The sequence below is a fragment of the Erythrobacter mangrovi genome (genome assembly GCF_013260645.1).
Taxonomy (GTDB): Bacteria; Pseudomonadota; Alphaproteobacteria; order Sphingomonadales; family Sphingomonadaceae; genus Qipengyuania; species Qipengyuania mangrovi.
Map to the genome: position 1 here is coordinate 1,761,470 of NZ_CP053921.1, position 25,740 is coordinate 1,787,209.

The 25,740-nt window shown below is 61.9% G+C and carries 24 protein-coding genes and 1 tRNA gene; 9 read left to right on the top strand and 16 right to left on the bottom strand.

Annotation, left to right across the window (positions count from 1 at the left end):
* Positions 1-7: 7 nt before the first annotated feature.
* On the bottom strand, positions 8-1,285 hold the full coding sequence (gene glyA, locus HQR01_RS09050) for a serine hydroxymethyltransferase (protein WP_173216278.1): 1,278 nt from the start codon (positions 1,283-1,285) through the stop codon (positions 8-10).
* 37 nt (positions 1,286-1,322) lie between these two features.
* Positions 1,323-1,760 carry a ribose 5-phosphate isomerase B gene (rpiB, locus tag HQR01_RS09055; RefSeq protein ID WP_173214466.1) on the bottom strand — a complete coding sequence of 146 codons (438 nt, stop codon included), beginning with the start codon at positions 1,758-1,760 and terminating at the stop codon, positions 1,323-1,325.
* A gap of 139 nt (positions 1,761-1,899) precedes the next feature.
* On the opposite strand from rpiB, the gene HQR01_RS09060 reads away from it, so the two are divergent.
* A complete protein-coding gene (locus HQR01_RS09060) occupies positions 1,900-3,603 on the top strand; it encodes a M20/M25/M40 family metallo-hydrolase (protein ID WP_173214467.1) in 1,704 nt (567 codons plus the stop codon).
* A 7-nt stretch (positions 3,604-3,610) separates the two neighbouring features.
* Here HQR01_RS09060 and rpoD read toward each other — a convergent pair whose 3' ends face one another.
* The 3 genes from rpoD to HQR01_RS09075 all read right to left on the bottom strand — a co-directional run bounded on the left by rpoD (position 3,611) and on the right by HQR01_RS09075 (position 8,110).
* A complete protein-coding gene (gene rpoD / locus HQR01_RS09065; protein ID WP_173214468.1) occupies positions 3,611-5,665 on the bottom strand; it encodes an RNA polymerase sigma factor RpoD in 2,055 nt (684 codons plus the stop codon).
* A gap of 52 nt (positions 5,666-5,717) precedes the next feature.
* Positions 5,718-7,574 carry a DNA primase gene (gene dnaG / locus HQR01_RS09070; RefSeq protein WP_173214469.1) on the bottom strand — a complete coding sequence of 619 codons (1,857 nt, stop codon included), beginning with the start codon at positions 7,572-7,574 and terminating at the stop codon, positions 5,718-5,720.
* An 83-nt stretch (positions 7,575-7,657) separates the two neighbouring features.
* Positions 7,658-8,110 (bottom strand): GatB/YqeY domain-containing protein, encoded by a 453-nt coding sequence (locus HQR01_RS09075; RefSeq protein ID WP_173214470.1) that lies wholly within the window; start codon positions 8,108-8,110, stop codon positions 7,658-7,660.
* A 162-nt stretch (positions 8,111-8,272) separates the two neighbouring features.
* Between HQR01_RS09075 and carA the strand changes: the two genes are divergently transcribed.
* From carA to greA, 4 genes are all read left to right on the top strand, one after another.
* Positions 8,273-9,451 carry a glutamine-hydrolyzing carbamoyl-phosphate synthase small subunit gene (gene carA / locus HQR01_RS09080; RefSeq protein WP_173214478.1) on the top strand — a complete coding sequence of 393 codons (1,179 nt, stop codon included), beginning with the start codon at positions 8,273-8,275 and terminating at the stop codon, positions 9,449-9,451.
* Positions 9,448-10,023, top strand: coding sequence for a hypothetical protein (locus HQR01_RS09085; protein ID WP_173214480.1), 576 nt, complete (start codon positions 9,448-9,450; stop codon positions 10,021-10,023). Before carA ends, HQR01_RS09085 begins: the two co-directional genes overlap by 4 nt.
* Entirely contained in the window at positions 10,023-13,346 is a 3,324-nt protein-coding gene (gene carB / locus HQR01_RS09090) for a carbamoyl-phosphate synthase large subunit (RefSeq protein ID WP_173214487.1), read from the top strand. Before HQR01_RS09085 ends, carB begins: the two co-directional genes overlap by 1 nt.
* Before the next feature lie 109 nt (positions 13,347-13,455).
* Positions 13,456-13,923 carry a transcription elongation factor GreA gene (gene greA, locus HQR01_RS09095; RefSeq protein WP_173214489.1) on the top strand — a complete coding sequence of 156 codons (468 nt, stop codon included), beginning with the start codon at positions 13,456-13,458 and terminating at the stop codon, positions 13,921-13,923.
* 15 nt (positions 13,924-13,938) lie between these two features.
* Here the strand turns inward: greA and HQR01_RS09100 are convergent, their stop codons facing one another.
* The 6 genes from HQR01_RS09100 to HQR01_RS09125 form a co-directional block, all read right to left on the bottom strand.
* A complete protein-coding gene (locus tag HQR01_RS09100) occupies positions 13,939-14,412 on the bottom strand; it encodes a GNAT family N-acetyltransferase (protein ID WP_173214498.1) in 474 nt (157 codons plus the stop codon).
* Between the two features lie 7 nt (positions 14,413-14,419).
* Positions 14,420-14,650 (bottom strand): DUF4170 domain-containing protein, encoded by a 231-nt coding sequence (locus HQR01_RS09105; protein ID WP_173214500.1) that lies wholly within the window; start codon positions 14,648-14,650, stop codon positions 14,420-14,422.
* Between the two features lie 122 nt (positions 14,651-14,772).
* Positions 14,773-15,282, bottom strand: a complete 510-nt coding sequence (locus HQR01_RS09110) for a hypothetical protein (protein ID WP_173214502.1) — start codon at positions 15,280-15,282, stop codon at positions 14,773-14,775.
* Positions 15,283-15,301: 19 nt separating this feature from the next.
* A complete protein-coding gene (locus tag HQR01_RS09115; RefSeq protein ID WP_173214504.1) occupies positions 15,302-15,613 on the bottom strand; it encodes a hypothetical protein in 312 nt (103 codons plus the stop codon).
* On the bottom strand, positions 15,610-16,038 hold the full coding sequence (locus tag HQR01_RS09120; protein WP_173214506.1) for a phage holin family protein: 429 nt from the start codon (positions 16,036-16,038) through the stop codon (positions 15,610-15,612). The genes HQR01_RS09115 and HQR01_RS09120 overlap by 4 nt, the downstream gene beginning before the upstream one ends.
* A 20-nt stretch (positions 16,039-16,058) precedes the next feature.
* Positions 16,059-16,676, bottom strand: coding sequence for a hypothetical protein (locus tag HQR01_RS09125; protein ID WP_173214508.1), 618 nt, complete (start codon positions 16,674-16,676; stop codon positions 16,059-16,061).
* Positions 16,677-16,843: 167 nt separating this feature from the next.
* Between HQR01_RS09125 and eno the strand changes: the two genes are divergently transcribed.
* The 4 genes from eno (at position 16,844) to HQR01_RS09145 (ending at position 22,574) form a co-directional block, all read left to right on the top strand.
* On the top strand, positions 16,844-18,127 hold the full coding sequence (gene eno / locus HQR01_RS09130; protein WP_173214510.1) for a phosphopyruvate hydratase: 1,284 nt from the start codon (positions 16,844-16,846) through the stop codon (positions 18,125-18,127).
* A 114-nt stretch (positions 18,128-18,241) separates the two neighbouring features.
* Positions 18,242-20,323, top strand: a complete 2,082-nt coding sequence (locus HQR01_RS09135) for a M13 family metallopeptidase (protein WP_173214512.1) — start codon at positions 18,242-18,244, stop codon at positions 20,321-20,323.
* Between the two features lie 110 nt (positions 20,324-20,433).
* On the top strand, positions 20,434-21,483 hold the full coding sequence (locus tag HQR01_RS09140) for a phosphotransferase family protein (RefSeq protein WP_234030101.1): 1,050 nt from the start codon (positions 20,434-20,436) through the stop codon (positions 21,481-21,483).
* The gene (locus HQR01_RS09145) at positions 21,483-22,574 is read left to right on the top strand and encodes a hypothetical protein (protein ID WP_173214514.1); all 1,092 of its coding nucleotides are present in this window, start codon (positions 21,483-21,485) and stop codon (positions 22,572-22,574) included. Before HQR01_RS09140 ends, HQR01_RS09145 begins: the two co-directional genes overlap by 1 nt.
* Here HQR01_RS09145 and HQR01_RS09150 read toward each other — a convergent pair.
* The 5 genes from HQR01_RS09150 to HQR01_RS09170 all read right to left on the bottom strand — a co-directional run bounded on the left by HQR01_RS09150 (position 22,571) and on the right by HQR01_RS09170 (position 25,674).
* Positions 22,571-23,401, bottom strand: coding sequence for a DMT family transporter (locus HQR01_RS09150; protein WP_173214516.1), 831 nt, complete (start codon positions 23,399-23,401; stop codon positions 22,571-22,573). The genes HQR01_RS09145 and HQR01_RS09150 overlap by 4 nt on opposite strands.
* A 4-nt stretch (positions 23,402-23,405) precedes the next feature.
* A complete protein-coding gene (gene ribH, locus HQR01_RS09155; RefSeq protein WP_173214518.1) occupies positions 23,406-23,828 on the bottom strand; it encodes a 6,7-dimethyl-8-ribityllumazine synthase in 423 nt (140 codons plus the stop codon).
* A gap of 4 nt (positions 23,829-23,832) precedes the next feature.
* Entirely contained in the window at positions 23,833-25,104 is a 1,272-nt protein-coding gene (gene ribB / locus HQR01_RS09160) for a 3,4-dihydroxy-2-butanone-4-phosphate synthase (protein WP_173214520.1), read from the bottom strand.
* A 69-nt stretch (positions 25,105-25,173) separates the two neighbouring features.
* Positions 25,174-25,249, bottom strand: a tRNA-Lys gene (locus HQR01_RS09165).
* 89 nt (positions 25,250-25,338) lie between these two features.
* Positions 25,339-25,674 (bottom strand): hypothetical protein, encoded by a 336-nt coding sequence (locus HQR01_RS09170; protein WP_173214522.1) that lies wholly within the window; start codon positions 25,672-25,674, stop codon positions 25,339-25,341.
* Positions 25,675-25,740: the final 66 nt, after the last annotated feature.

A 25,740-nucleotide genomic window follows, 5' to 3' on the forward strand; every position in this document is an offset into this window, starting at 1 on the left:
TCTCTCCTCAGCGTCCCGGGTAAACCGGGAAAGCTGCGCACAATTCGGTAACCTTGCCGCGCACACGCTCCTCAACCTGGCCATCACCTTCGGGGCCGTTGCGCGACAGTCCATCTACCACTTCTGCAATGAGCGCGCCAACCTGCGTGAACTCCGCCGGGCCAAACCCCCGCGTCGTGCCTGCCGGAGTACCCAGCCGCACCCCGCTGGTCACGAATGGACTGCGCGTGTCGTAGGGGATGCCGTTCTTGTTGCAGGTCAGCCAGGCGCGATCGAGCCCCTTTTCGGCGTCCTTCCCAGTCACGTCCTTGGCGGTCAGGTCGACCAGCATCGAGTGGTTATCGGTGCCCCCGGACACAACGCGCAGTCCGTTGGCTTCGAGGCTGGCGGCAAGCGCGCGAGCGTTCTCTACCACGCGGTGTGCGTATTCCTTGAAATCGGGACGCAGCGCTTCACCAAAGGCAACCGCCTTTGCCGCGACAACGTGCATCAGCGGACCGCCCTGCAAGCCGGGGAATACGGCCATGTTGAGGGGCTTGGTCAGCGCTTCATCGTCCCACAGGATGACACCGGAACGGGGACCGCGGAGCGACTTGTGCGTGGTGGTGGTGACAATATGGGCGTAGGGGAAGGGGGAAGGGTGCGCGCCACCAGCCACAAGGCCCGAGATATGGCTCATGTCGACCATAAGGTAAGCACCGACTTCGTCGGCAACCTTGCGGAAGCCGTCCCAATCCCAAACCCGCGAATAGGCGGTTCCACCGGCGATGATCAACTTGGGCATGTTCGCCTTGGCGATGGCCATGACCTCATCCATGTCGATCCGCTCGTCTTCCTTGCGAACACCGTAGCTGACCGGGTTGAACCACTTGCCGCTCATGTTGACGGGCGATCCGTGCGTGAGGTGGCCGCCCGAATTGAGATCGAGCCCCATGAAGGTGTCGCCCGGCTGTAGCAGCGCCAGGAACACGGCCTGGTTCATCTGGCTGCCTGAGTTGGGCTGAACATTAGCAAAATTGCATCCAAACAGTTGCTTGGCGCGTTCAATTGCCAGCGTTTCGACCACATCGGCATAATGGCAGCCGCCATAGTAGCGCTTGCCCGGGTAGCCTTCGGCGTACTTGTTGGTGAAGACCGAGCCGGTTGCTTCAAGCACCGCAGTTGACGCGATGTTTTCGCTCGCGATCAATTCGATCTTGTCCTGTTGGCGCTTCAATTCCTTGCGGACGGCGGCGTAGATTTCCGGATCGGCTTCGGCCAGCGTATCGTGCCAGAAGCGGTCCATCGGGTCGCGGGTGGTATTGGCGGGCTGGGTGGCCAAATCAGGTCTCCGGGTTGGATAGCTTGTCGACACGGCGCTGGTGACGGCCGCCGGCGAATTCGGTTTCGAGGAATGCGGCCAGGCAGGCCTTGGCCATGTCGCTGCCTGTCAGGCGCGCGCCCATCGCGATGCAGTTGGCATCATTGTGCTCGCGAGCAAGCGAGGCGGAAAGTGGTTCCGACACCAGCGCACAGCGCACGGCCGGGTTGCGGTTCACCGAGATGGAAATGCCGATTCCTGAACCGCACAAGGCCACGCCGCGCTCAGCAGTGCCGTCGGCCACGACCGATGCCAGCTTGTAGCCGTAATCGGGATAATCGACGCTGTCCTTCGTCTCCGGGCCCAGATCGGCAACCTGGTGGCCCTGTTCGATCAGCCATTCGCGCAGCTCGTCCTTGAGGTCGACTGCGGCATGGTCAGAGGCAATGGCGATTCTCATGGTCGCGCACATAGGGGCTGGAGGCGATTCCCGCCACCCCACTGGGGTGCTTTTGCTCTGTGTGGCCTGACGCCAGTTCAAGGGCCTTGACCCGCAACCCGGCTTACCGTCTTGCTGCTCCCATCAATGGGGAGTGCCAATGCGAAACTGGGTCCATCTTATTGCCTCGATGCTGGTTGCCTTGGCGCTTGCCATTTTCGCGACCACTCCTCCCTCACCAACTTCGCCAAGCAACGATCCTGCCGAAGCCTCGGCCGAGCGAACTTTCGAGCAGGTCGAGCGCATCGCGAGTGAGCCCCATCCAACGGGTTCTCCCGCCAATGACCGGGTACGGGCTTACCTAATTGCCCAACTCGAAAGCATGGGGCTCGAGGTAAAGACGACTTCCGGCTCGCTGGGTCCAGACGCGCTGAAGAAATTGGCGCACTGGCGTGGTGAACAGACGGCGGCACCGACCGAGTTCGTCAATGTCATCGGCGTGATGAAAGGTGCCGACCCAAACCTGCCCGCGATCGGCTTGATGGCGCATTATGACAGTGTCTGGGGGTCGCCCGGGGCTGCCGACGACGCGGCAGGCGTGGCGTCCATCCTTGAAACTGTCAGGGCACTAGCTGCAGAAGGTAGTCCGCGCCGCGACGTCGTGGTTATCCTGACCGATGCGGAAGAGCTTGGGCTGGAAGGCGCATGGCACTTCTTCAAGACCGACCCGCTAGCCGAACGCATTGGCGCTCTGATCAACCTTGAAGCCCGCGGCGGCGGCGGGATCGCGAGCATGTTCCAGACGGGCCCAGGCAATCGGGAGGGCGTTGAACTCTACGCGAACACAGTCGATCGCCCTGCAGCGTCGTCGCTTGCCGCCTTTCTCTACTCCGTGCTCCCGAATGACACCGATCTGACGGCGGCTCTCGAACGAGGCGGTTATACGGCCTACAACATCGCCTTCATCGGGCGATCGGGCCTTTACCATTCACCGCTGGCGACACCCGGTAATCTCGATCGCGGCGCGCTCAATCATATGCTCGCCCAGACACATTCGCTCGCACGCGCACTCGTCAATGCGGAGCAATTGCCGCAACCAACGACGGATGCAGTTTTCTTCGATGCGTTCGGGATTGTAACACTCGTTTACGCACCGTGGCTTGGTTGGGTCGTGCTGGTACTTGCTGCCCTTGGCTATGCCTCTGGGTATCGCGCGACGAAGGCGAAAGACGGCAGCGTCCTTTGGGGTGCAGGGCGCACGATACTGCTGCTGCTCGGTGGCGGCGTCCTGCTCTATGGTCTCAACCTGCTATCAGGCGCGGGGGTTGGCGCCGGGTACTACGATCGCCTTGCCGCCATCCCGAAGCTCACGGGGATGGCTGCACTTGCTGTCTTGTCCGCCGCAGTCCTGATTTGGGGCGGGAAGAAGCACGGGCCGAAGGCGCGGCTAGGCGCGGCTGTACCCTTGCTGCTTATCGCCCTCGCAGGGCAATGGATCGCCCCGACGGCAGCCTATTTCATCGTGATCCCACTTATGCTGGCAGGGCTTGTCGAGGCGGTAATTGCCCGCGCAGGAGATCCTCTGGGCAGGTCGGCCGCAGGCGTAGTGACAGCGTTGGTGGTAGGTTACCTGCTCGCATTGGGGTGGCAGATCATGCAGGGCGTGGGTCCAAGCATGCCGTTTGCCGTCGTGCTGCCAGCCGCTCTTGCGGTTGTCGCTCTATTGCCGTTGTGGCCCGCGCAAAAACGCCCGCGACTGGTCGCGGGCGTCTTGCTTGCTGCCGCCATCGGCTTGGCCTTGTGGGTGCGCTTCGACCCGGTGCCGCCGACGGTTGCAGTCTATTCGTCGCTCAAGCCGAGCTGATCGCTACTTACTGATCCAGGAACGAGCGCATCTTGCGGCTGCGGCTCGGATGCTTGAGCTTGCGCAGCGCCTTGGCTTCGATCTGGCGGATACGCTCACGGGTAACCGAGAACTGTTGGCCCACTTCTTCAAGCGTGTGATCGGTATTCATACCGATGCCGAAGCGCATGCGCAGCACGCGTTCTTCACGCGGGGTGAGCGAGGCAAGGACGCGGGTAACCGTTTCCTTGAGGTTCGCCTGGATTGCCGCGTCGACCGGGATGATCGCGTTCTTGTCTTCGATGAAGTCGCCGAGGTGTGAATCCTCCTCGTCGCCAATCGGCGTTTCGAGGCTGATCGGTTCCTTGGCGATCTTCATCACCTTGCGAACCTTCTCGAGCGGCATCGAAAGACGTGCGGCCATTTCCTCCGGCGTCGGTTCGCGACCTTCCTCATGGAGGAACTGGCGCGAGCAGCGGACCAGCTTGTTGATCGTCTCGATCATGTGGACCGGGATACGGATCGTGCGCGCCTGGTCGGCGATGGAGCGAGTGATCGCCTGCCGGATCCACCATGTCGCGTAGGTGCTGAACTTGTAGCCGCGGCGGTATTCGAACTTGTCGACCGCCTTCATCAGGCCGATGTTGCCTTCCTGGATCAGGTCGAGGAACTGCAGGCCGCGGTTGGTGTATTTCTTCGCAATCGAGATCACGAGGCGAAGGTTGGCCTCGACCATTTCCTTCTTGGCGATACGCGCTTCGCGTTCGCCCTTCTGGACCATGTTGACGATGCGACGGAATTCGCTGAGCGACATGCCGGTCTGGCTGGCGATATCCGAAATCTCGGCGCGGATGCGCTCGACTGCGTCGGCTTCCTTCTCGGCGAAGGCGGCCCACTTCTTGTCCTTGCCGGCCCGTTCGGCGAGCCAGGCGTCGTCAAGTTCGTTGCCGATATAGGCATCGAGGAAGTCGGCGCGCTTGACCTTATGACGCTCCGCCAGGCGCAGCATCTGGCCGCCCAGCGCCGTCAGGCGACGGTTGAAGGCGTAGAGATTGTCGACCAGGAATTCGATCTTGGTCGCGTGGAACTGCACGCTCTCGACCTCAGCGGTGAGCTGATCGCTCAGCGCTTCGTACTTCTTTTCCTTGGCCGGCGGGAAAGCGTCGCCGCGGCCCAGCACGTCGACGCGTTCGCCCTGGAGCTTCTCGAACTTGCCGAACAGGTCGGTGATCCGGGCAAAGCGCTCGAGCGCATCGGGCTTGAGCGCGGCCTCCATCTGGGCGAGCGACATGGTGTTGTCCTCGTCGTCGTCCTCTTCACGGCGCTTGGAGGTGCCTTCGCCGTCCTCATCCTCGTCCCCGTCGGCGTCTTCCTCTTCCTCGACTTCATCGTCGTCGCGAATGGTCGGACCGGCAGTCGCCTCGGAAATCTCACCGTCGTCGTCATCGTCTTCGGCGTCGTCGTTGAGCTTGTCGGCAGGCGGCTCCTTCGAAAGCATCGCATCGAGATCGAGGATCTCGCGCAGCTGCATTTCTTCATTGTTGAGCGCTTCGGACCACTGGATGATCGCGTGGAAGGTGATCGGGCTCTGGCACAGGCCCATGATCATCATGTCGCGGCCGGCCTCGATGCGCTTGGCGATGGCGATTTCGCCTTCGCGGCTGAGCAGTTCCACTGCACCCATTTCGCGCAGGTACATGCGCACCGGGTCATCCGTCCGCTCGCCCGCGGCGAGTTTACGGGTGGTGGTGGCCGCCTTCTTTACCGGCTTGCCATCATCATCGTCGTCATCATCGTCATCGCTATCGTCAGCGGCGATTTCACCGACTTCGCCATCGGCTTCTTCGGCAGCTTCCGCATCCTCGTCGGTCTCGACGATCTGCACGCCCATGTCGGACAGCGCCGACTGGATATCTTCGATCTGATCCGAACTCATCTCGCCCTGCGGCAAGGCATCGTTGAGCTCGTCATAGGTGACGTAGCCCTTTTTCTTTGCCTTGCTGATGAGCTTCTTGATCGAGGCCTCGTTGAGATCGATCAGCGGTGCGTCGTCCTTGTCGCCGGACTTCGACTTGGTGGCCATAAAGTAAGTCAACCCAATCTTGCGCCGCACCCGGGCCCGACACCCACCGCGGTCATGAATCCGATTCGCCTGTCGCTGCAGCCTTTCGCCGCCCGAACTGTTTCAATCGCTCGTTAAGGGCCAGCAAGCGTTCGCGCAATCTGGCCTGTTCGGCGATGGAACCTTCCGGGTCGCGTTCGAAACGCGCGGTCGCCTCCGCCAAAGCGGATTCGAGCGCGGGCCTTTCGACCAGCAGCGACACAGCCTCGGCCAGATCCTCGCGCGCATCACCCGGGTCGATGCCTTCATCAAGGAAGGCGAAATGAGCTTTCTCGGGTGGGGCAGGCAGGCCTTGAAGGTGCGATATGGGCGATTGCCCGCGCAAATCAAGCGCCTCGGCCGCTTCAAGCAACGAATCGATCGCAGGACCGACATTTTGGTCACGCCGGGCGAAGTCGGAGAGGGCGTGCTCATGACGGGCGATCTGATCTGGGTAGCGCATCAGTCCGGCAAGGACTGCGCGTCCCAGCGAATCGCGCGCACCGCCAGACATGGCGCGTCGCAGGCGCTCTGCCGCGCGGGGATCGAGTGTTGGAGCCTGTTGTTTCCAACCATCCTTCTTCCACTCGCGATGAGGGGTGAACTCGCGCTGCAGGCGCGGTGGGAAGGCGAAGGCCGAGAAACGATCGGACAGTTCGCGCTTGTAGAGCGCGCGGATATCGGGGTGCTGGATCGCCTCGACATGGTCCATCAGCCGCGCCTTGAGCCCGGCCTTGTCCTCTGGCGAGTTGAGCGGCCCGGCCGCTTTCTCAAACTCCCACAGCATGTCGAGCAGGCTGGCCGGCTCCGCCAGCAGTCGCTCCAGCGCCGCGACGCCCTGCTCGCGCAGGAGGTCGTCTGGATCGAGGCCTGCTGGCAGTCTGACGATCGCGAGCGAATGCCCGGGTCGCAGCAGAGGCAGCGCGCGCTGGATGGCGCGCATCGCGGCGCGCTGGCCGGCGTTGTCCCCATCGAGGCACAGGATCGGTCGTTCGACCTGGCGCCACAACAGCTCGAGCTGGTTTTCCGTCAGCGCAGTGCCTAGCGGTGCGACCGCCTCGCGAATGCCGGCATTGGCGAGCGCAATAGCATCCATGTAGCCCTCGACTACGATCAGCCGACCGCTCTGGCGCGCAGCGGGTGCGGCACGATGCAGATTGTAGAGCGTGCGCCCCTTGTCGAACAACGGCGTGTCCGGACTGTTGAGATACTTAGGCGCGTTGGGATTGGCGTCTGCGTCGAGAATCCGCCCACCAAAGGCGATCACTCGACCGCGGGTGTCGTGGATCGGCAGCATCAGGCGATCGCGGAAGCGGTCGTATGGGTCCTTGTCCTCGACCGCGATCCGCATTCCGGTTTCGACCAGCATCGGTTCCTCGAACCGGGCGAGGGCGCGTTTGAGTGCTTGGCGGTCCTCCGGCGCGTAGCCGAAGCCGAACTCCCGAACGATTGCTTCGGAAAACCCCCGGCGGCCCAGATAGGCGCGGGCATGGGCCCCTTCGGCTGCGCGCAGGTTGTGTTCGAACCACTCCTGCGCGGCGGCGGTGACATCGTGCAGGCCCGCCCGCCGCTCGGCGCGTTCGGCCTCGCGCGGGTCTGCACGCGGAACTTCCATCCCGGCCTGCGCCGCCAGTTCCTTCACGGCGTCCATGAACGACATTCCGCGCTGGTCGGTCATCCAGCGGATCACGTCACCATGCGCCTCGCAGCCAAAGCAGTGGTAAAAACCCTTGGCGTCGTTGACGTAGAAGCTCGGGGTCTTCTCGTTATGGAACGGGCAGCAGGCCTTGAACTCATGCCCCGCCTTGGTCAGCCGCGTGGTACGACCGATCACCGCGGACAGGGTAGTCCGCGCGCGCAATTCGTCGAGCCATTGGGGTGAGAGAACCATAAGGTCGCAGACCTTATAGGTCGGGCAGGGGTAGGGCTAGCGCGCGTTCGCGCCCTCCACAGGCTTGTCCGCAGGCGAAGCGTTCAGGAGAGCGCCTCTTTGACGAGCCCGCTGGCCTTGCTCATGTCGAGTGTGGCACCGTGACGGGCCTTTAGCTCGCCCATCACGCGACCCATATCCTTGATACCTTCCGCACCGATCTCTGCCTTGATCGCGGCGATCGCGGCGCGAGTCTCGTCCTCGCCCATCTGCTTGGGCAGGAATTCCTCGATCACAGCCAGTTCGACCTTTTCCTTGTCGGCAAGCTCCTGCCGCCCACCGGCCTCGTACATTTCGATCGATTCGCGGCGCTGCTTGGCCATCTTGAGCAGCACGTCAGTCACCAACTCGTCGTCTTCGGGCTTTCTCGAGGCCGTGCGTAGCTCGATATCGCGATCCTTGATCTTCGCACCGATCAGGCGGAGCGCGGCTGTGCGGTCCTTGTCCTTCGCCTTCATGGCAGTGACGGTTTCGGCCTGGATTGTCTCGCGGAGCATGAGAATACCTGTATCGCTATAGGATGGAGTTGGTTCGCCCATGTAGGGCCATGGACGATAAAGCCAAGCCTTGTGGACAAAGGCGGGTTGACGGGACTCGTCGGCATCCCTAGCGGCAATGACTTAGCACACATCGCCGGAAACCCCTGACTCGGAGAGCCCATGGCCCTGTCCGCATTTTCGCACGCGCAACCTAAAGGCGCGACTGGAGTCCTCGTATTTGCGGACGGGACGACCATTTGGGGGAAAGGCTTCGGCGCCACTGGATCCGCGGTGGGCGAAGTTTGCTTCAACACCGCGATGACGGGGTACCAGGAGGTGATGACCGATCCCTCCTACGACAGCCAGATCGTCACCTTCACCTTCCCGCACATCGGCAACGTCGGCGCGAACGAGGAAGACGTGGAGAGCCGCGGTCTCGGCGCGGTCGGGCTGGTGGTACGGCAGGAGATAACCCCGCAATCGAACTTCCGTGCGCAGCAGGAGTTTGTCGACTGGTGTGTGGCCCATGGCAAGATCGGCCTGTCGGGGATCGATACGCGCGCGCTGACGCGCCGTATTCGCCTCAATGGCGCACCCAATGCGGTCATCGCACACAGTCCGCGCGGCGAATTCGACCTCAAGGCGCTCAAGAAGCAGGCAGCCGGATGGAGCGGATTGGAAGGTCTCGACCTCGTTCCCAGCGTGACCCGTGAGAGCCAAGAAGACTGGCGCGGCGGACACTGGCAGCTTGGTTTCGGTTACACCGAAGGCGGGGCGGCACGTCCACATGTCGTTGCCATCGATTATGGCGCGAAGGACAACATCTTCCGCAACCTCGTGAAGGCGGGGGCGAAGGTCACCGTGGTGCCCGCGCGCACCTCGCTCGAGGATATACTTCGACTACAGCCTGACGGCGTGTTCCTCTCGAATGGTCCGGGCGATCCGGCTGCGACGGGTGAATATGCGGTGCCTGTGATCCACGGTCTGCTTAAACGCGATATCCCGCTATTCGGCATCTGCCTCGGCCACCAGATGCTCGGCCTCGCCGCCGGCGCCAAGACTGCCAAGATGCATCAGGGCCACCGCGGCGCAAACCACCCGGTCCAGCGCGTCGGCGGAGGCTGGAGCGAGAGCGAAGGTCTGGTGGAGATCACCAGCATGAACCACGGCTTCGCGATCGATGCCGATACGCTGCCGCCCGAAGTGGAGCAGACCCACGTCTCGCTGTTCGATGGCACCAATTGCGGCATTTCGATCAAGGGCAAGAAGGCCTTCGGCGTGCAATATCACCCCGAGGCGAGCCCCGGACCGCAGGACAGCTTCTACCTCTTTGAGAAGTTCGTGGGGATGCTGGGGTGAACTCTGTTGAGCGCATCAGAGGACAGATGCAGGTCGCTCTCGTCATCGAGGGGCACAAACAAACGGGGGCAATTCCGAACTTACTCGAATTAGCCTCTGCCTATTCAATCAAGGGGGAGCCTGCCCTCATCAACTCTTCGATCAAAGGTTGGGAGAATGAAAATCTTCTAATCGTGTCAAGAACCCTCGACGGCAAAGTGGCGGCCGCTCTCCGCCACGATTGTATCGCTGATGCGCTTTCCCACGTTCTAGATTCTTTGGGTGCAGAAACTTTCAAGGTGGACTGGTCCAAAGAAGAAATATTGACGGATGCCACCAATGAAGCGCTGATTGTCGCCCGCGACGGTTGGAAGCTACTCACCTTTGAGCGTGAGTGTGCCGCGCCGGGAAAACAGCCTAGCGACTCCGCATCTCCCCTACCGTTTCAAATTACCAACAACTTCACTCCTGTGAACAATATCACCTCAGCAAATCCGCAACCTGCCAACTCAGTTTCTTGGGCTGGGTGGGTCGGCGCGATGATCGGGATCATCGCAATTGTTGTAGCACTCTGGATTGGCGGAAAAATTTAATGCCCAAACGCACTGACATCTCCTCGATCCTCGTCATCGGCGCCGGGCCGATCATCATCGGCCAGGCTTGCGAGTTCGACTATTCGGGCACGCAGGCGATCAAGGCGCTGCGCGAGGAGGGTTACCGGGTCGTCCTGGTCAATTCCAACCCCGCCACGATCATGACCGATCCGGAAATGGCCGACGCCACCTATGTCGAGCCGATCACACCCGAGATCGTCGCGAAGATCATCGAGAAGGAGCGCCCTGACGCGTTGCTGCCGACCATGGGCGGGCAAACGGCGCTCAACTGCGCGCTCGATCTCGAGCGGATGGGCGTGCTGGAGAAATATGGCGTCCAGATGATCGGCGCCAATGCCGATGCGATCGACAAGGCCGAGAACCGGCAGCGCTTCCGCGAGGCAATGGACAAGATTGGCCTCGAAAGCGCGCGCAGCGGGGTCGCCAACACGGTCGACGAGGCCTTTGCGGTGCTCGAAATGACCGGCCTCCCGGCGATCATTCGTCCGAGCTTTACGCTGGGTGGCACCGGGGGCGGCATCGCCTACAACAAGGCCGAGTTCGAGAAGATCGTCCGCGAAGGTCTCGACGCATCGCCCACCACCGAAGTCCTGATCGAGGAATCGCTCCTCGGTTGGAAGGAATACGAGATGGAGGTGGTTCGCGACCGTAAGGATAACGCGATAATCATCTGCTCGATCGAGAACGTCGATCCGATGGGCGTGCATACCGGTGACTCGATCACGGTGGCGCCGGCGTTGACGCTGACCGACAAAGAATACCAGATCATGCGTACCGCCTCGATCGCGGTATTGCGTGAAATCGGCGTAGAAACAGGTGGTTCGAACGTACAGTTCGCAGTCAATCCGAAGGATGGCCGCCTGATCGTGATCGAAATGAATCCGCGTGTCTCGCGTTCATCGGCGCTGGCGTCCAAGGCCACCGGCTTCCCCATTGCGCGCGTCGCGGCGAAGCTGGCCGTGGGCTATACGCTCGACGAGATCCAGAACGAGATCACCGGCGCGACGCCGGCGAGCTTCGAGCCGACCATCGACTACGTCGTTACCAAGATCCCGCGTTTCGCCTTCGAGAAGTTCAAGGGGGCGAAGGCGGAGCTGTCGACCGCGATGAAGTCGGTCGGCGAGGTCATGGCGATCGGCCGCTGCTTCCAGGAAAGCGTGCAGAAGGCCCTGCGTGGGCTCGAAACCGGACTGGATGGCTTCAATCGCGTGCCCGAGCTCGAAGGCATGCCGAAGGACCAGATCTTTGCCTCGCTCAGCCAGCGCACGCCTGACCGCATCCTCAAGATCGCGCAGGCGTTCCGCGAGGACCTGACCGTCGAGGAAATCCAGCCTATCACCGGCTTCGATCCCTGGTTCCTGCGGCAGATCGAATCGATCATCTACGAAGAGAAGATGATCGGTCACAATGGCTTGCCGCGCGACGCGACCGAGATGCGGCGCCTCAAGGCGATGGGCTTTTCCGACAAGCGCCTGGCCACGCTGGCAGTCCGTTCGGTCGGGGTCGCGGGCGGCCTCGGCGAAACGCAGGCCAAGCGTTCGGGCCTGCTGCACGATGCCCTGCGCGCAATGGCGGGCGCCACGAGCGAGCAGGAAGTGCGCGACCTGCGCCACAAGCTCGGTGTGCTACCGGTCTACAAGCGCATCGACAGCTGCGCGGCCGAGTTCGAAGCAGTGACGCCCTACATGTACTCGACCTACGAGGCGCCGACCTTCGGCGAACCCGAGGATGAGGCGCAACCCAGTGATCGTAGGAAGGTCGTCATCCTGGGAGGCGGCCCAAATCGCATCGGGCAGGGCATCGAGTTCGATTATTGCTGCGTCCATGCCTGCTTCGCCCTGTCCGAAGCCGGCTTCGAAACGATCATGGTCAACTGCAACCCCGAAACGGTTTCGACCGACTACGACACCTCCGACCGCCTCTATTTCGAGCCGTTGACCGAAGAGGACGTGCTCGAAATCCTGCGGGTCGAGATGTCGAAGGGCGAACTCGTCGGCGTCATCGTGCAGTTCGGCGGTCAGACCCCGCTCAAGCTGGCCGCGGCGTTGGAGCGTGAGGGGATCCCGATCCTCGGCACCAGTCCGGATGCGATCGACCTTGCCGAAGATCGCGAACGCTTTGCCAAGTTGGTCGCCAAGCTCAAGCTGAAGCAACCTGAAAACGGCATTGCCCGCAGCCGCGACGAGGCCGTCGCGGTCGCTCGATCCATCGGCTATCCGGTGCTCCTGCGCCCCAGCTATGTCCTTGGCGGCCGTGCGATGGAGATCGTCGACAGCGAGGCGCAGCTCGATGACTACATCAATACGGCGGTCAATGTTTCGGGCGACAGCCCGGTGCTGGTCGACCAATACCTGCGGGACGCGATCGAGTGCGATGTCGATGTGGTTTCGGATGGTTCGGAGGTGCGAATCGCAGGCGTGATGCAGCATATCGAGGAAGCTGGCGTCCATTCGGGCGATAGCGCCTGTACGCTGCCACCCTATAGCCTGCCCGATGAAATCGTTGCCGAAATGGAACGCCAAGGCGTGGCTTTGGCCAAGGCGCTACAGGTCCGTGGTCTCATGAACGTGCAGTTCGCGGTGAAGGACGGGGAGGTCTACCTGATCGAGGTAAACCCGCGCGCAAGCCGCACGGTGCCCTTCGTCGCCAAGGCTATCGGCCGCCCGATTGCCAAGATTGCCGCGCGGGTGATGGCAGGTGAAGACCTGCGCAGCTTCGAGCCTTTCGACATCCGGCCCAAGCATATGGCAGTGAAGGAAGCGGTGTTCCCCTTCAGCCGCTTCCCGGGGTCCGACCCGGTGCTCAGCCCGGAAATGAAGTCGACGGGCGAGGTAATGGGTATCGATTACGGTTTCCCTGCGGCCTTTCTCAAGTCGCAGCTGGGCGTCGGCATGACCCTTCCACAGCAGGGTACGCTGTTCGTCTCGGTCAAGGATAGCGACAAGGAAATCATCGTCCCAGCGGTGAAGACGCTGCTCGATCATGGGTTCAAGGTGATTGCCACCGGCGGCACGCAGCGCTTCCTCGAAGCCAAGGGTCTCGATGTCGAAAGGGTCAACAAGGTCGCGGAAGGCCGCCCGCACATCGTGGATGCGATCATCGACGGGGAAGTGGCGTTGATCTTCAACACCACCGAAGGCTGGCAGTCGTTGCTAGACAGTCAATCGATCCGCGCGAGCGCGCTGGAGAAGAAGCTTCCCTACTATACGACGGCGACCGCCTGCCTGGCGGTTGCGCGCTCGATAGCAGAGGTTTCGCCGAGCCAGCTTGAAGTGCGTTCTTTGCAAGACTATTATAGCTGACGAGAACACACGCGCGCTCCCCTCACATTTGGACCCGCAAGGCTCCGCAAGCTGCGGACCGGGTTCGAATTGTCCCTGAGGGAGCCGGGAACAGGAAGGACGAAGGCCCATGGAAAAGGTGCCGATGCTGGCAGAGGGCTATGAAAAGCTGACAGCGGACCTCAAGGTGCTGCGCGCCGAACGCCCGAAGATCGTCGATGCGATCGAGGAAGCGCGCGCGCATGGCGACCTCTCGGAGAACGCGGAATATCACGCGGCCAAGGAACGCCAAGGCCAGGTCGAGGCGCAGATCGCCGATATCGAGGACAAGGTCAGCCGCGCGCAGATCATCGACCCGACGACGCTTTCGGGCGACAAGGTGATCTTTGGTGCGACCGTTACTTTGCTCGACGAGAACGACAAGCCGGTGCGATACCAGATCGTCGGCCAGACCGAAGCAGACGCGAACAAGGGCCGAATCAGCTACAACTCGCCGATCGGTCGGGCGCTGATCGGCAAGCAGGTTGACGAAGAGGTCGAAGTGACGGTCCCTTCGGGCGACAAGTTTTACCTGGTCGAGAAGATCGAGTTCATCTGAGCCGGAAAGCCGCTCTCAGAGCGGTTTTTCCATCGCCCAGTTGTGGATCTGCACACCGTCGATCTCAAATTCACGCTTGTGCATCATGACGTAGCCCGCGCGCTCGAACGCGGGTCGCGCAAGGTCGCTCGCTTCCGAGTAGAGTCTCGTTACGCCCCAACTGCGCGCCAATGCCTCCGCCTCACCTAACAGGCGGGCAGCGAGGCCTTGGCGAGTGTGCCCCGGATGATTGTACAAGTGGTCGAGGTGGCCATCTTGCTCAAGCAAGGCATAGGCGACGGGCCTGTCATCGGCGTCAACGGCGACGAGAATGATCGCACCATCCGCCACGCGACTGCGAAACTTTTCCGGCGTCGCTTGCCAACGTAACCAGGCCGTCACCTGCTCCGGTGAATACTTGAGCGCCCCCACCCGAACTATCGCCTCTCGCCAGACAAGCGGGAGGACCTCGGCATCATCGTCGCGAAACGGCCTGATGGAGTAGGCCATGGTGCGTTCAGGCGCCCGGGTCGAGCAGCTTGTGCAGGTGGACCACGACGTACTTCATTTCGGCGTCGTCGACCGTGCGTTGGGCATTGGCCCGCCAGGAGTCGACCGCCGCGTCATAGCTGCTGAACACGCCGGCAACGTGGATGCCCTCGGGATCGGCGAAAGTCACCGCGCGAGGATCTGTGACACGGCCGCCCATGACGAGATAGAGCGTCTGCTTGCTCTCTTTTTCTTCCATGACTATTGAAACTCCTTGGGGAGGGGAGGTTTGGCTGGTTTTCGGATTGGCTGGCCCCATAGCGAAAGCGGCGCGGCAGGCAACCCTGTCGCGCCGCTACGGCATCGTATTCCCCGCGGGGACTACCGCCCTGTGCGTTCCTTGAGCGAGCGGACTGCGCGTGAGCCCTTGCGTGCCACCTTACGCGACTTTGCCCGAACCGCATCGGTCGCAACGTCGAACTTGTAGGCCGCGTCCCGTCGCAGGCCGCGGGCAGTCGTGGCCGCGCTATCGCCGATATCTTCAAGCCTGTCCCCTGCATCACGCGCGGTCACCAAGGCTTCCTGGAGCATTCTCGCGCCATATGCGAAGGCCGATTCCAGCGCGAGGTTCACCAAAACGCTTCCGCGCTTGCCCACTTTGCGACCGCTCTTGGTCATGGCACCGATCGCGAAACCGGCGAAGATCACCCCGCCGACCACGGCAAGCGGATGCTTGCGGGTGAAAGCGATCGCCTCGTCCGCTGCCTGGCGAGCCTGTTCGGCCAAGGTGCGTTCGGAGTTGCGCTGTTGCGCGGCCTCGATCCGGGCGCGCAGGGCCTCACGCTTCTGCTCGTCCGTCTTGGGGGTGGTGAGGGTGTGGACTTCAGACATGGGGGCTCCGTTTTCGAGTTCAGCTGCCAGTGTCGTCGGGGGCAGGGTCAATATCCTCGCCCAGGCCGAACAATGACAATATGGGATTGCGCGCGAACCAGACCACGATGGCGGCAATCAATGCAGCCAGCGCACCGCGATTGTCGTCGGCGACTTCGACCGCTTCTTCGTAGATATCGACCGCTCCCTCGCGGACCATGTCCATGGCGCGGGCGGTAAGACCCTTCTGCGAGTAGGTCGTCTTGAGGTTCTCGACGTCAGCCTCGACAAGCGCGCGCGCAGAATCGCGCAGGTGGCGGTCGGAGATCATCCGGCAACGCAACTCGCTCACTGCTTGTCCTCCCCGAAAGCGGAGGCGATCTCATCGATACGGGCCTTGACCAGGCGAAGCAGCACCGCCGCCCCGACCAGCAGCGCGATCGTGACGATCGCCGTAGCACCCCAGGCGCCAACGGTAGGGATCAATGCGAAGAGGATCCCTACCGTAGCGGCGATCAGTGCAAGGTGGAGAAAGCCCAGACCAAGTAGCGCAAATCCGGCTGCTCCCTTGGCGCGGTCTGCTGTGAAGGCGGCGCGGCTTTTCTGGAAGGCGAGTTCGGCTTCAGCGTAGGTCTTGCCATCCTCGATCAACGCCGAGATGTCGTCAGTCAGCGAGGGACCAGCCTGGGACTCTTCGTCTTCAGGGGCACCGTAATCGTCGGGCAGGTCGAGCGGTCCGGTATAGTCCTGGGTCCGCTCACCGTCATCATCCCGCATTGCAGCCCCTCCTGTTCGCTTCAGCGCGAACGGCGAAATAGCCGCGAAAGGAGGAACCCTGCAATCGCTGCGATACCGAGCGCCTTGCCAGGGCTCTTGCGGACGAATTCCCGACCGTCTTCGACCAGGTCGTCGACGCTCTTGGCGTCCAGCTTGGTGGCATATTCATCGAGCGACTTCGAGGCGGTGCGGGCATAGTCGCCGTATTTGGCACCAACCTTTTCGTCGACCTGATAGGCATTGTCGCTCACGAGGCGGCTCAGGGCGCGCAGGCCTTCGCCGGCCTTGGCCTTACCTTCGACAGCTAGTTCCTTGCTCTTGACCTTGGCTTCTTCGCCATAGGCCTTGGCTTCGGCTACCCAATCTTCGCCTTTACCCTTCGCTTGGTCGCGATAGGCTACCGCGCGATCACGGCCTTCCGCCTTCAACGCGGCGGCGCCTGCCTTTGCTTCCTCGAGCGCCGCGTTGAAGCGCGACTTTGCTTCGGTGCGATTGTCTGCGGTCTTGGTCACGGCAGTGGTCTCCTTGGTTGCGGGTTTCTTGACCGCGCTCTTGCGCGGCTTTGCGGATGTGGTGGTCTTCTTTGTGGCACTGGTCTTACGCTTCTTCGGCGCAGTGGTCTTGGTCGTTTCGGCCATAACTCTCGTCCTTGCCCTCAATTCGTATTCATGCCGGATCAGCAGACTCCGGCCTTCCTTTTCCAACGCAACTTGCGCACCGAAGTTCCGGCGCATAGAGCGCGTCAAACCCCAATCTGGGGGTGTTATAGCATTTTACAACACCTTTATCCGGAGCGCTACCGACCATGACCGCGATCATCGATCTTCATGCCCGAGAAATCCTGGACTCGCGGGGCAATCCCACGGTTGAGGTGGACATCCTCCTCGAAGACGGCAGCTTCGGTCGGGCTGCGGTCCCGTCGGGCGCATCGACAGGCGCGCATGAGGCGGTCGAGCTGCGCGATGGGGACAAGGGTCGTTACCTGGGCAAGGGTGTGCTCAAGGCGATCGATGCGGCCAACACCGAAATCGCCGATGCGATCCTTGGTCTCGATGCCGAAGACCAGCGCGATATCGATGCCACAATGATCGAGCTCGACGGCACGCCGAACAAGGGCCGCCTGGGCGCAAATGCGATCCTCGGAACCAGCATGGCAGTGGCGAAGGCTGCAGCGGCAGCGCGCGGCCTGCCGCTCTACAGCTACATCGGCGGCGTATCTGCGCATGTCCTGCCGGTTCCGATGATGAACATCATCAATGGCGGCGAGCATGCCGACAACCCGATCGACATCCAGGAATTCATGATCATGCCAGTCGGCGCAGACAGCCTCGCCGAAGCTGTCCGCTGGGGTGCGGAAGTGTTCCATACGCTCAAGAAAGGTCTTTCGCAGAAGGGGCTGGCCACCGCGGTGGGTGACGAGGGCGGCTTCGCGCCGAACCTTGCCAGCACGCGCGATGCGCTCGACTTCATCATGACCTCGATCGAGCAGGCCGGCTTCAAGCCAGGTGAAGAGATTGCACTGGCGCTGGATTGCGCATCGACCGAGTTCTTCGCCGATGGGCGTTACGACCTTGCTGGCGAACAGATCTCGCTGACGCCGGAGGAGATGGCGCGCTACCTGGCCGATCTGTGCAACGACTATCCGATCCGTTCGATCGAAGACGGCATGAGTGAAGACGACTTCGCCGGATGGAAGGCCTTGACCGATCTGATTGGTGGTAAAGTCCAGCTGGTTGGCGACGATCTGTTCGTCACCAATCCGCAGCGCCTTAGCGATGGGATCGCCAAGGGTCTCGCCAACTCCCTGCTGGTCAAGGTCAACCAGATCGGCACGCTGTCGGAAACGCTCGATGCAGTCAGCATCGCAAACCGCGCCGGGTACACCGCGGTCATGTCGCACCGCTCGGGCGAGACCGAGGACGCGACCATCGCCGATCTCGCGGTCGCCACCAATTGCGGGCAGATCAAGACCGGCTCGCTGGCCCGTTCGGACCGGCTCGCCAAGTACAACCAGCTTATCCGTATCGAGGAAGAGCTGGGCGGCAGTGCGGTCTACGCGGGCCGCGGTTGCTTCGGCAAGCTGGGCTAACTCGACCGACCCCTGCGATGCCTCGACGAGCGGCAATTGCCGCTCGTGGGGTACGCGCATATCAAGCGAGCTTTCCAGACAAGGCGCGTCGCGCGCCGCAGGAGAGCTGTAATCATGAAAAACCGTCTCGTTGCAGCGCTGCTGCTCGGTACCGCCGTTGCCACGCTTGGACCCGTCGCCTGCAGCCAAATCGGCGATGAGACAGAGGTCGCTTCAACAGGGACCGAACTTGGGATCGAGCAGAGCTGGATGGACAGCTCGATCAAACCCGGTGACGACTTCTTCCGCTACGCAAACGGGAGCTGGTTCGATAGCACCGAGATACCGGCCGACCGTTCGAATGTCGGCGGTTTCTATATCGCCTTCCTCCAGACCGAGAAGAACCTGACGGCGCTGATCGACGGGATCGTGAAATCCGACCCGGCGCAGGGTACCGATGCCTGGCGAGTAATGACCTTTTACGAATCCTTCCTCGACACCAAGGCAATCGATGCTGCGGGTATGAAGCCGATCGAAAGCGATCTGGCCAGGATCGATGCGATCACGGACAAGGCGCAGCTCGCCAGTGCGATCGGGGCAAGCATGCGCGCCGACGTCGATCCGCTAAACAGCACCGATTTCGAAACCGAGAACCTCTTCGGCGTCTTCGTCACGCAGGCACTCAAGGGTGGGGAAGTGGTTCCATACTTGCTGCAGGGCGGCCTCGGCATGCCCGAACGCGAGTACTACCTGTCTTCGGATCCCAAGATGGCGGGCCTGCGCACCGCGTATAAGGCATATATCGTCAACTTGCTGAAAGCCGCAGGTGTCGCAGATGCGGAGGCCAAGGCGCAACGCATCTACGATCTCGAAATCAAGATCGCCAGGGCGCATGTCAGCCGGGAAGAAAGCGACGACTGGACTACCGCAAGCTCGCTGTGGTCGCAGGCCGATTTCAAGGCCAAGGCCCCGGGAATGGACTGGGATACCTTCTTCAAGTCCGCACAGCTGGCGGGCTTCGAAACCTTCGACGCCTACCATCCCAGCGCGATTACCAAGCTGTCGGCACTCGTGGCGTCGGAACCGCTCGCGGCGTGGAAGGATTGGATGACCTTCCATCGGATCAACGCCAATACCGAGGTCTTGCCGACCAGGCTCGATGAGCTGCACTTCGCTTTCTATGGCAAGAAGCTGTTCGGGCAGGAGGAACAGCGCAGCCGCGACAAGCGCGCGCTTGGCGCCATCAATCAGCACATGGGCGACGAGTTGGGCAAGCTCTATGTCGAGAAGTACTTCCCCGCGCCCGACAAGGCTGCGATTGCAGGCATGGTCGACAACATCAAGGATGCCTTCGCCAAGCGGATCGATGCGCTTGATTGGATGGCGCCCGCAACCAAGGCCGAAGCTAAGAACAAGGTTGAAACCATGGCGGTAGGCGTCGGCTATCCCGACACCTGGACCGATTATTCCTCACTCAGGGTTGAACCGGGAAGCGCCTACGCCAACCTCCAGGCAGCCGATTTGCTGTACTATCGCCAGCAGCTGGCCAAGGTGGGCAAGCCACTCGACAAGAACGAATGGTGGATGAATGCGCAGCTGGTCAACGCGGTTAACCTGCCGGTGCAAAACGCGTTGAACTTCCCGGCCGCGATCCTCCAGCGTCCCTTCTTCGATCCCAAGGCCGACCCGGCGTTCAACTATGGCGCAATCGGCGCTGTGATCGGACACGAGATCAGCCACAGCTTCGACAACAATGGCGCGGCCTTCGATTCCTCGGGCGCGATGCGCAACTGGTGGACCGATGCCGACAAGGCCAAATTCAACCAGGCGGGTAAGGCGTTGGCGGACCAGTACGATCGGTACGAGCCGTTCCCGGGCCTGCATGTCCGCGGCGACCTGACCTTGGGTGAAAACATCGCCGATGTGGCGGGGCTTGCAGCCGCGTACGATGCCTATCGCGCCTCGCTCGGTGGCAAGGAGGCTCCGGTCATCGGTGGGTTCACCGGCGACCAGCGCTTCTTCATCGCCTATGCCCAGGCCTGGGCCAGCAAGTTCCGCGAAGAGGCCCTGCGGCAGCGCATCGCCACAGACGGTCACGCCCCAGGGCAGTATCGCGCCCTGACGGTCCGCAATCTCGATGCCTGGTACAAGGCCTTCGACGTCAAGGAAGGTGACGCGCTCTACCTTGCTCCGGAAAAGCGCGTGAAGGTCTGGTAGGCTCAGCGGGGAGGGCGCCTGCACGGGCGCCCTCACACAGGATTTGCGCCATTGTCATGCGATCCCACGACAGGTAGCTATCAGCAACCGATATCGTGGGAGAGAGCGATTTGGGCGAATTTCCGGTTCACCCGGCCGATGTCACACCGCAGTGGCTGACGGAAGTTCTGGGCGCGCGTGTTGATACCGTGCGATGGGAGCCGATCGGTACCGGGCAGGTGGGCGACAGCGCGCGCTTCCATCTCGAAGGACCTGACGCCCCTGCGACCCTTGCCGGAAAATTCGCTGCCGAAGACGCTGCCAGCCGCGGTACGGCAGTCATGTTTGGCCTCTATCGCAAAGAGGTCGAGTTCTACCGACAGGCAGCACCAAGGCTTGGCGTGCGCGTGCCCGGCGTCCACTTTGCGGCCGTAAGCGAGGACGGCGGCGAGTTCATCCTGTTGTTTGAGGACATGGGGCCGGCACGCCAGGGCGACCAGATCCGCGGATGCACCATTGATGATGCGCGCGCCGGCATCAGGCAGGCGGCGGCCATCCACGCGCCCAGTTGGGGCGTCACTGATCTCCTCGAAGCGGAATGGCATGCGCCACCAACCGATCTCGGGCAGACTCTCGGCGCTCTCTACCCGCAGGCACAGGCAGTCTGGCGTGAGCGCTACGCCGATAAGCTCGAACCGGAAATGATGCGGTTGTGCGAGGAACTGGCGGAGATGAGTGGCAGCTATTTCCAGCGCACCGATCCACCGCAGTGCTTGGTCCACGGGGATTTCCGTCTCGACAACATGCTGTTCGATATCTGCGGCGGAACCGAGCCCATTGCGATCCTCGATTGGCAGACGGTCACGGTCGGCAAGGCGATGACCGACGTCGGTTACTTCATGGGTACCGGTATCGGCGAGGCGCTGTGGCGCATACACGAAGACGAACTGCTCGACCTGTGGCTGGCTGAGATGGCCGCGCGGGGTAGGGGCCTAACCCGCGATGACATCTGGCACGACTACCTGCTTGGCATTCTCCACGGCGTCTCGACTGCAGTGTTCAGCGCAGCCTTTGTCGAACGCACCGAGCGAGGAGATGCAAATTTTCTATCCATGGCACGCGGGGGCTGTTCGCTTGCGCTCGCGCGTGACAGTCTCTCTGCCTTGAAGGAGACGCTCTGATGGTCCTGACCCGCGGCGACGACTACCCGATCCACCAGACCCCCGAGCCGGTCGCCTATTCGGGCACCGATCGCAATTTCTACGACCGCTACTTCTTCAATGGCTATGCCCCCGATGGCAGCGGGTTCTTCGCCGTTGCCCTTGGTGTCTACCCGCACCTCGACGTGATCGATGCGCATTTCAACGTCATCCGCGGCGGGATCCAGCACTGCATCCATGCGAGCCGCGAGTTGAAGATGGAGCGTATGGACCTGCAGGTCGGACCCATTCGCATCGAGATCGTCGAACCGTTGCAGCGGCTGCGAGTAGCAATCGACGATTTCGAGGGGATCTCGGCCGACCTCTATTTCGAAGGGCGCGCCTTTCCGATCGAGGAGCCGCGCTTCATCCACCGTATCGGCCCGCGCGCTTTCATGGACTATACCAGACTGACCCAGAACGGCCGGTACGAGGGCTGGATCGAGGTCGATGGTGACCGGCGCCTGCTTGCCGAAGGGACCATGGGGACCCGTGATCGCAGCTGGGGCGTGCGACCAATCGGTGCGCGCGATCCGCAACCGACTCCCGGCCACACGCTTCCGGGCTTCTTCTGGCAATGGACCCCGATTAATTTCCCGCAGGGTAGCCTGTTCTTCCACGTCAACAATGATGAGAAGGGCGAAGCGTGGAACACGCGCGCGGCATGGGCGGACGAGGGGGCCCAAGCAGCGGACCTCACAGAGGGGCATGGAAGCATGCGCACAAGGTTGGACCAGAGCACGCGCTGGCCTTCAGGCGGCACACTTTCCCTTGCAGTGCGTGGGGCACCCGAGCAGATCAGTTTCGAACCGCTAGGCCGTTTCCAGATGCGAGGCCTGGGCTACACCCACCCGGAATGGGGCCACGGCCACTACAAGGGGCCGCTGGTGGTAGAGCGCGAGGACATCGAGCTGGCCGATCTCGATCCCTTGCTACCTGAAAACCTCCACGTGCAAATGCCAGTCAGGGTGGTTGGCAGCGACGGCTCGGAAGGTATTGGGGTATTCGAGCAACTGATCATCGGGCCCTTTGCGCCGCTCGGGCTTGGCGAGTTTCTCGACGGCGCGCGCTAACGGGCTACCAAGAGGGTAACGACCCCACCAAAGATCAGCGTACCACCAATGATTTTCAGCCGGTCGGCCCTTTCGCCAAGAAACAGGATGGCGATGACCAATGCAAACAGGATTGAACTCTCTCGCAAGGACGCGAGACGGGGCAGTTCCCCAACCGCATAGGCAGTGAGCGCAAGACCATAGGACAGCACGCCCAACGCCCCGGCAAGCACGCAGGCGCGCCAGTTTCGCTTGGCATAGTCGACAAAGCCCTGCCCGCGCCATGCGCCGAATGCAGCCCCGATCACGGCGCCAAGCACCAGGAAGGCCCAGGCGATGTAGGACATCTGGGTAGGTGCGCTCCGCACGCCGCCGGCATCGAGAACCGTGTAACAGGCGACCGCCAGCCCGGTCAGCAGGGAGTAGCCGAGTGCAGCCGGGGTTAGGTTTCGGCCAATTGCGCTCAGCAGGATGCCAGTGACGACTAGCCCCATTCCCGCTGCGACCGGCAGGGTAATTGCGTCGCCAAGGATGAACACGCCGCCCATTGCCGCGAAGACTGGTGCAGTTCCGCGCATGATCGGGTAGCTCGCGCTCATGTCCGCCACTTCGAAGGCACGGACCAGCGCGAGAAAATACACCGCGTGAACCGCAAGTGACCCAGCAAGCCAGCCCCATGCCCCGTGGGGTAGGGGAACCAAGAAGACTGCAGGAAGGACCAGCAAGCCGCCGCTGAGGTCGATCAGCGCGCGGCTCGCCAGCTTGTCGTCACCCGATTTGAGAACAGCGTTGACCACGGCATGGATCGCCCCGGAGGCGACCATCATCATCGCGGCGGTTTCGATCATGTAGTCAGGCAGCGAAGCGCGTCTGGAGGTCGAGCAGCGCCATCGCGGCTTTGGCCGCTTCGCCGCCCTTGTCCTTCTGCGACGGGTCGGCGCGGACCAGCGCCTGCTCTTCGTTTTCGACAGTCAGGATGCCGTTGCCGATTGCCATGCCATCCATGGTCAGTGCCATGATCCCACGCGCGCTTTCTCCGGCGACAATCTCGAAATGGTAGGTCTCGCCACGGATAACCACGCCGATCGCGACATAGCCGTCATACAGATCGCTCTCCGACGCGAGCGCGATGGCGCCGGGCACTTCCAGCGCGCCGGGGACGGTGAGGACGTCCACCTCATGTCCTGCATTGGCGAGCGCAGCACGCGCGCCTTCGACCAGCATGTCGTTGAGATGGTCGTAGAAACGGGCTTCGACGATAAGGAAACGGGCCAAGTGCTTACTCCGGAATCGGGCGTTCGCCCGTTACTGTGATGCCATAGCCCTCAAGGCCGACGACATTGTGATGTGAATTGGTGAGCAGTTCCATTTCGTGGACGCCGAGATCGGCGAGGATTTGGGCACCGACGCCATACTCGCGCAGTTCACCGCCATCGGTCGGACGCACGCCGCCGACTTCATTCTGCAGGCTTTCGGGGCGGTTGGGCATCAACAGCACGACCACGCCGCTACCATTGTCGCCGATCGCCTTCATCGCGCGCTGGAGCGTACGCTTGCGCTGGCCCGGACGACCGAGCACGTCGTCGAAGATCGAGATACGATGCATGCGCACCAGGGTCGGCTTGCCCGGCTCAACGTGGCCCTTTTGCAAGGCGACATGCGTGCTGCCATCGACCGCATTGCGGTAAGTCATGGCCCGCCAGTCGCCGCCGTAGTCCGAAACGAACTCGCTTTCGCTCGCACGCTCGACGAGATGGTCGTGGCGCATGCGATATTCGATAAGGTCACGGATCGTGCCGATCTTGAGGCCGTGGCGGCGGGCGAATCCGATCAGGTCCTCGAGCCGTGCCATGCTGCCGTCCTCTTTCATGATCTCGCAGATCACGCCCGAGGGGTTGAGGCCGGCAAGCCGCGAGATGTCGACCGCCGCTTCGGTATGGCCAGCACGGACTAGAACACCGCCGTCGCGCGCGATCAGCGGGAATACGTGGCCCGGCGTGACAATGTCCTGCGCATTGCGTGTCGGATCGATTGCCACCGAAACGGTGCGCGCACGGTCGGCGGCCGAAATGCCGGTTGTCACCCCTTCACGTGCCTCTATCGAGACGGTGAAGGCCGTTTCATGCCGCGTTCCATTCGAACGGCTCATCAGCTGCAAGCCAAGTTGTTCGGTCCGCTCGCGGGTCAGCGTAAGACAAATCAGGCCGCGGCCGTGCATTGCCATGAAGTTGATCGCATCGGGCGTCGCCATTTGCGCAGGGATGACCAGGTCGCCTTCGTTCTCGCGATCTTCGTCGTCGACCAGCACGAACATGCGGCCGTTGCGCGCTTCCTCGATGATCTCTTCGATTCCGACGAGCACCGGTGTCTCGTCATTGGCTTCGAGGAAGCGTTCGAGCTTGCCCAGCGTGTCTGCGGTTGGATTCCAACCGTGGTCGCCGCAGTCGCGCAAGGTATTGGCGTGGAGGCCTGCAGCACGTGCGAGGCCGGCTCGAGTCATCTTGCCCTCTTCTACGAGGGTACGGACTCGGGTGATGATATCAGTAGCCATGCGACTCAGATATCACATTGTGATGTGATATCCAATTCCGCTACGACATTGCAATGTGAGGCAGGAAAATGGTGGACGCACTAGGGCTCGAACCTAGGACCCGCTGATTAAGAGTCAGCTGCTCTACCAACTGAGCTATGCGTCCACACTGCGGCTTGCCGCGTACCCGTTTCCGGGCTCCCCCGACTCAGGGGAGGCGCTCATATAGCGGGCCTCTCACGGATTAAAAGGGGTTTATTTCGCCGGGGTCGAACGCATCGCCGAAAGCCTGTGAACACCCGGCAATTCGATCGAAACGACCGATGCAAAAGGGTCCGCCGGGTTATCGTAGATCCGGACGAAACGATTGAATTCGAGCGCACGCACGGCCGAGAATACGTCCTGCAAAGATAGGCCGGTTAGCGTGGGCAAATCCCAGATTGTAGTGCTGCGCTCTCGCTTTCCGGCCTGGCAAAGTGCCAAGAGCACGGTGTCGAGTGCATCCGCGTCCAGCTTGTCGGTAAGATTTTCACAATCAATTTCAGTGAAGTGGTTGAAATCCTGGCCCGGGGCCGCCTTCGACCCACTCACTTAAGAAACACCACGAACACTCAAACCCCCTGCGACCACGCGAACGTGTTTTGGCGGGTTTATACT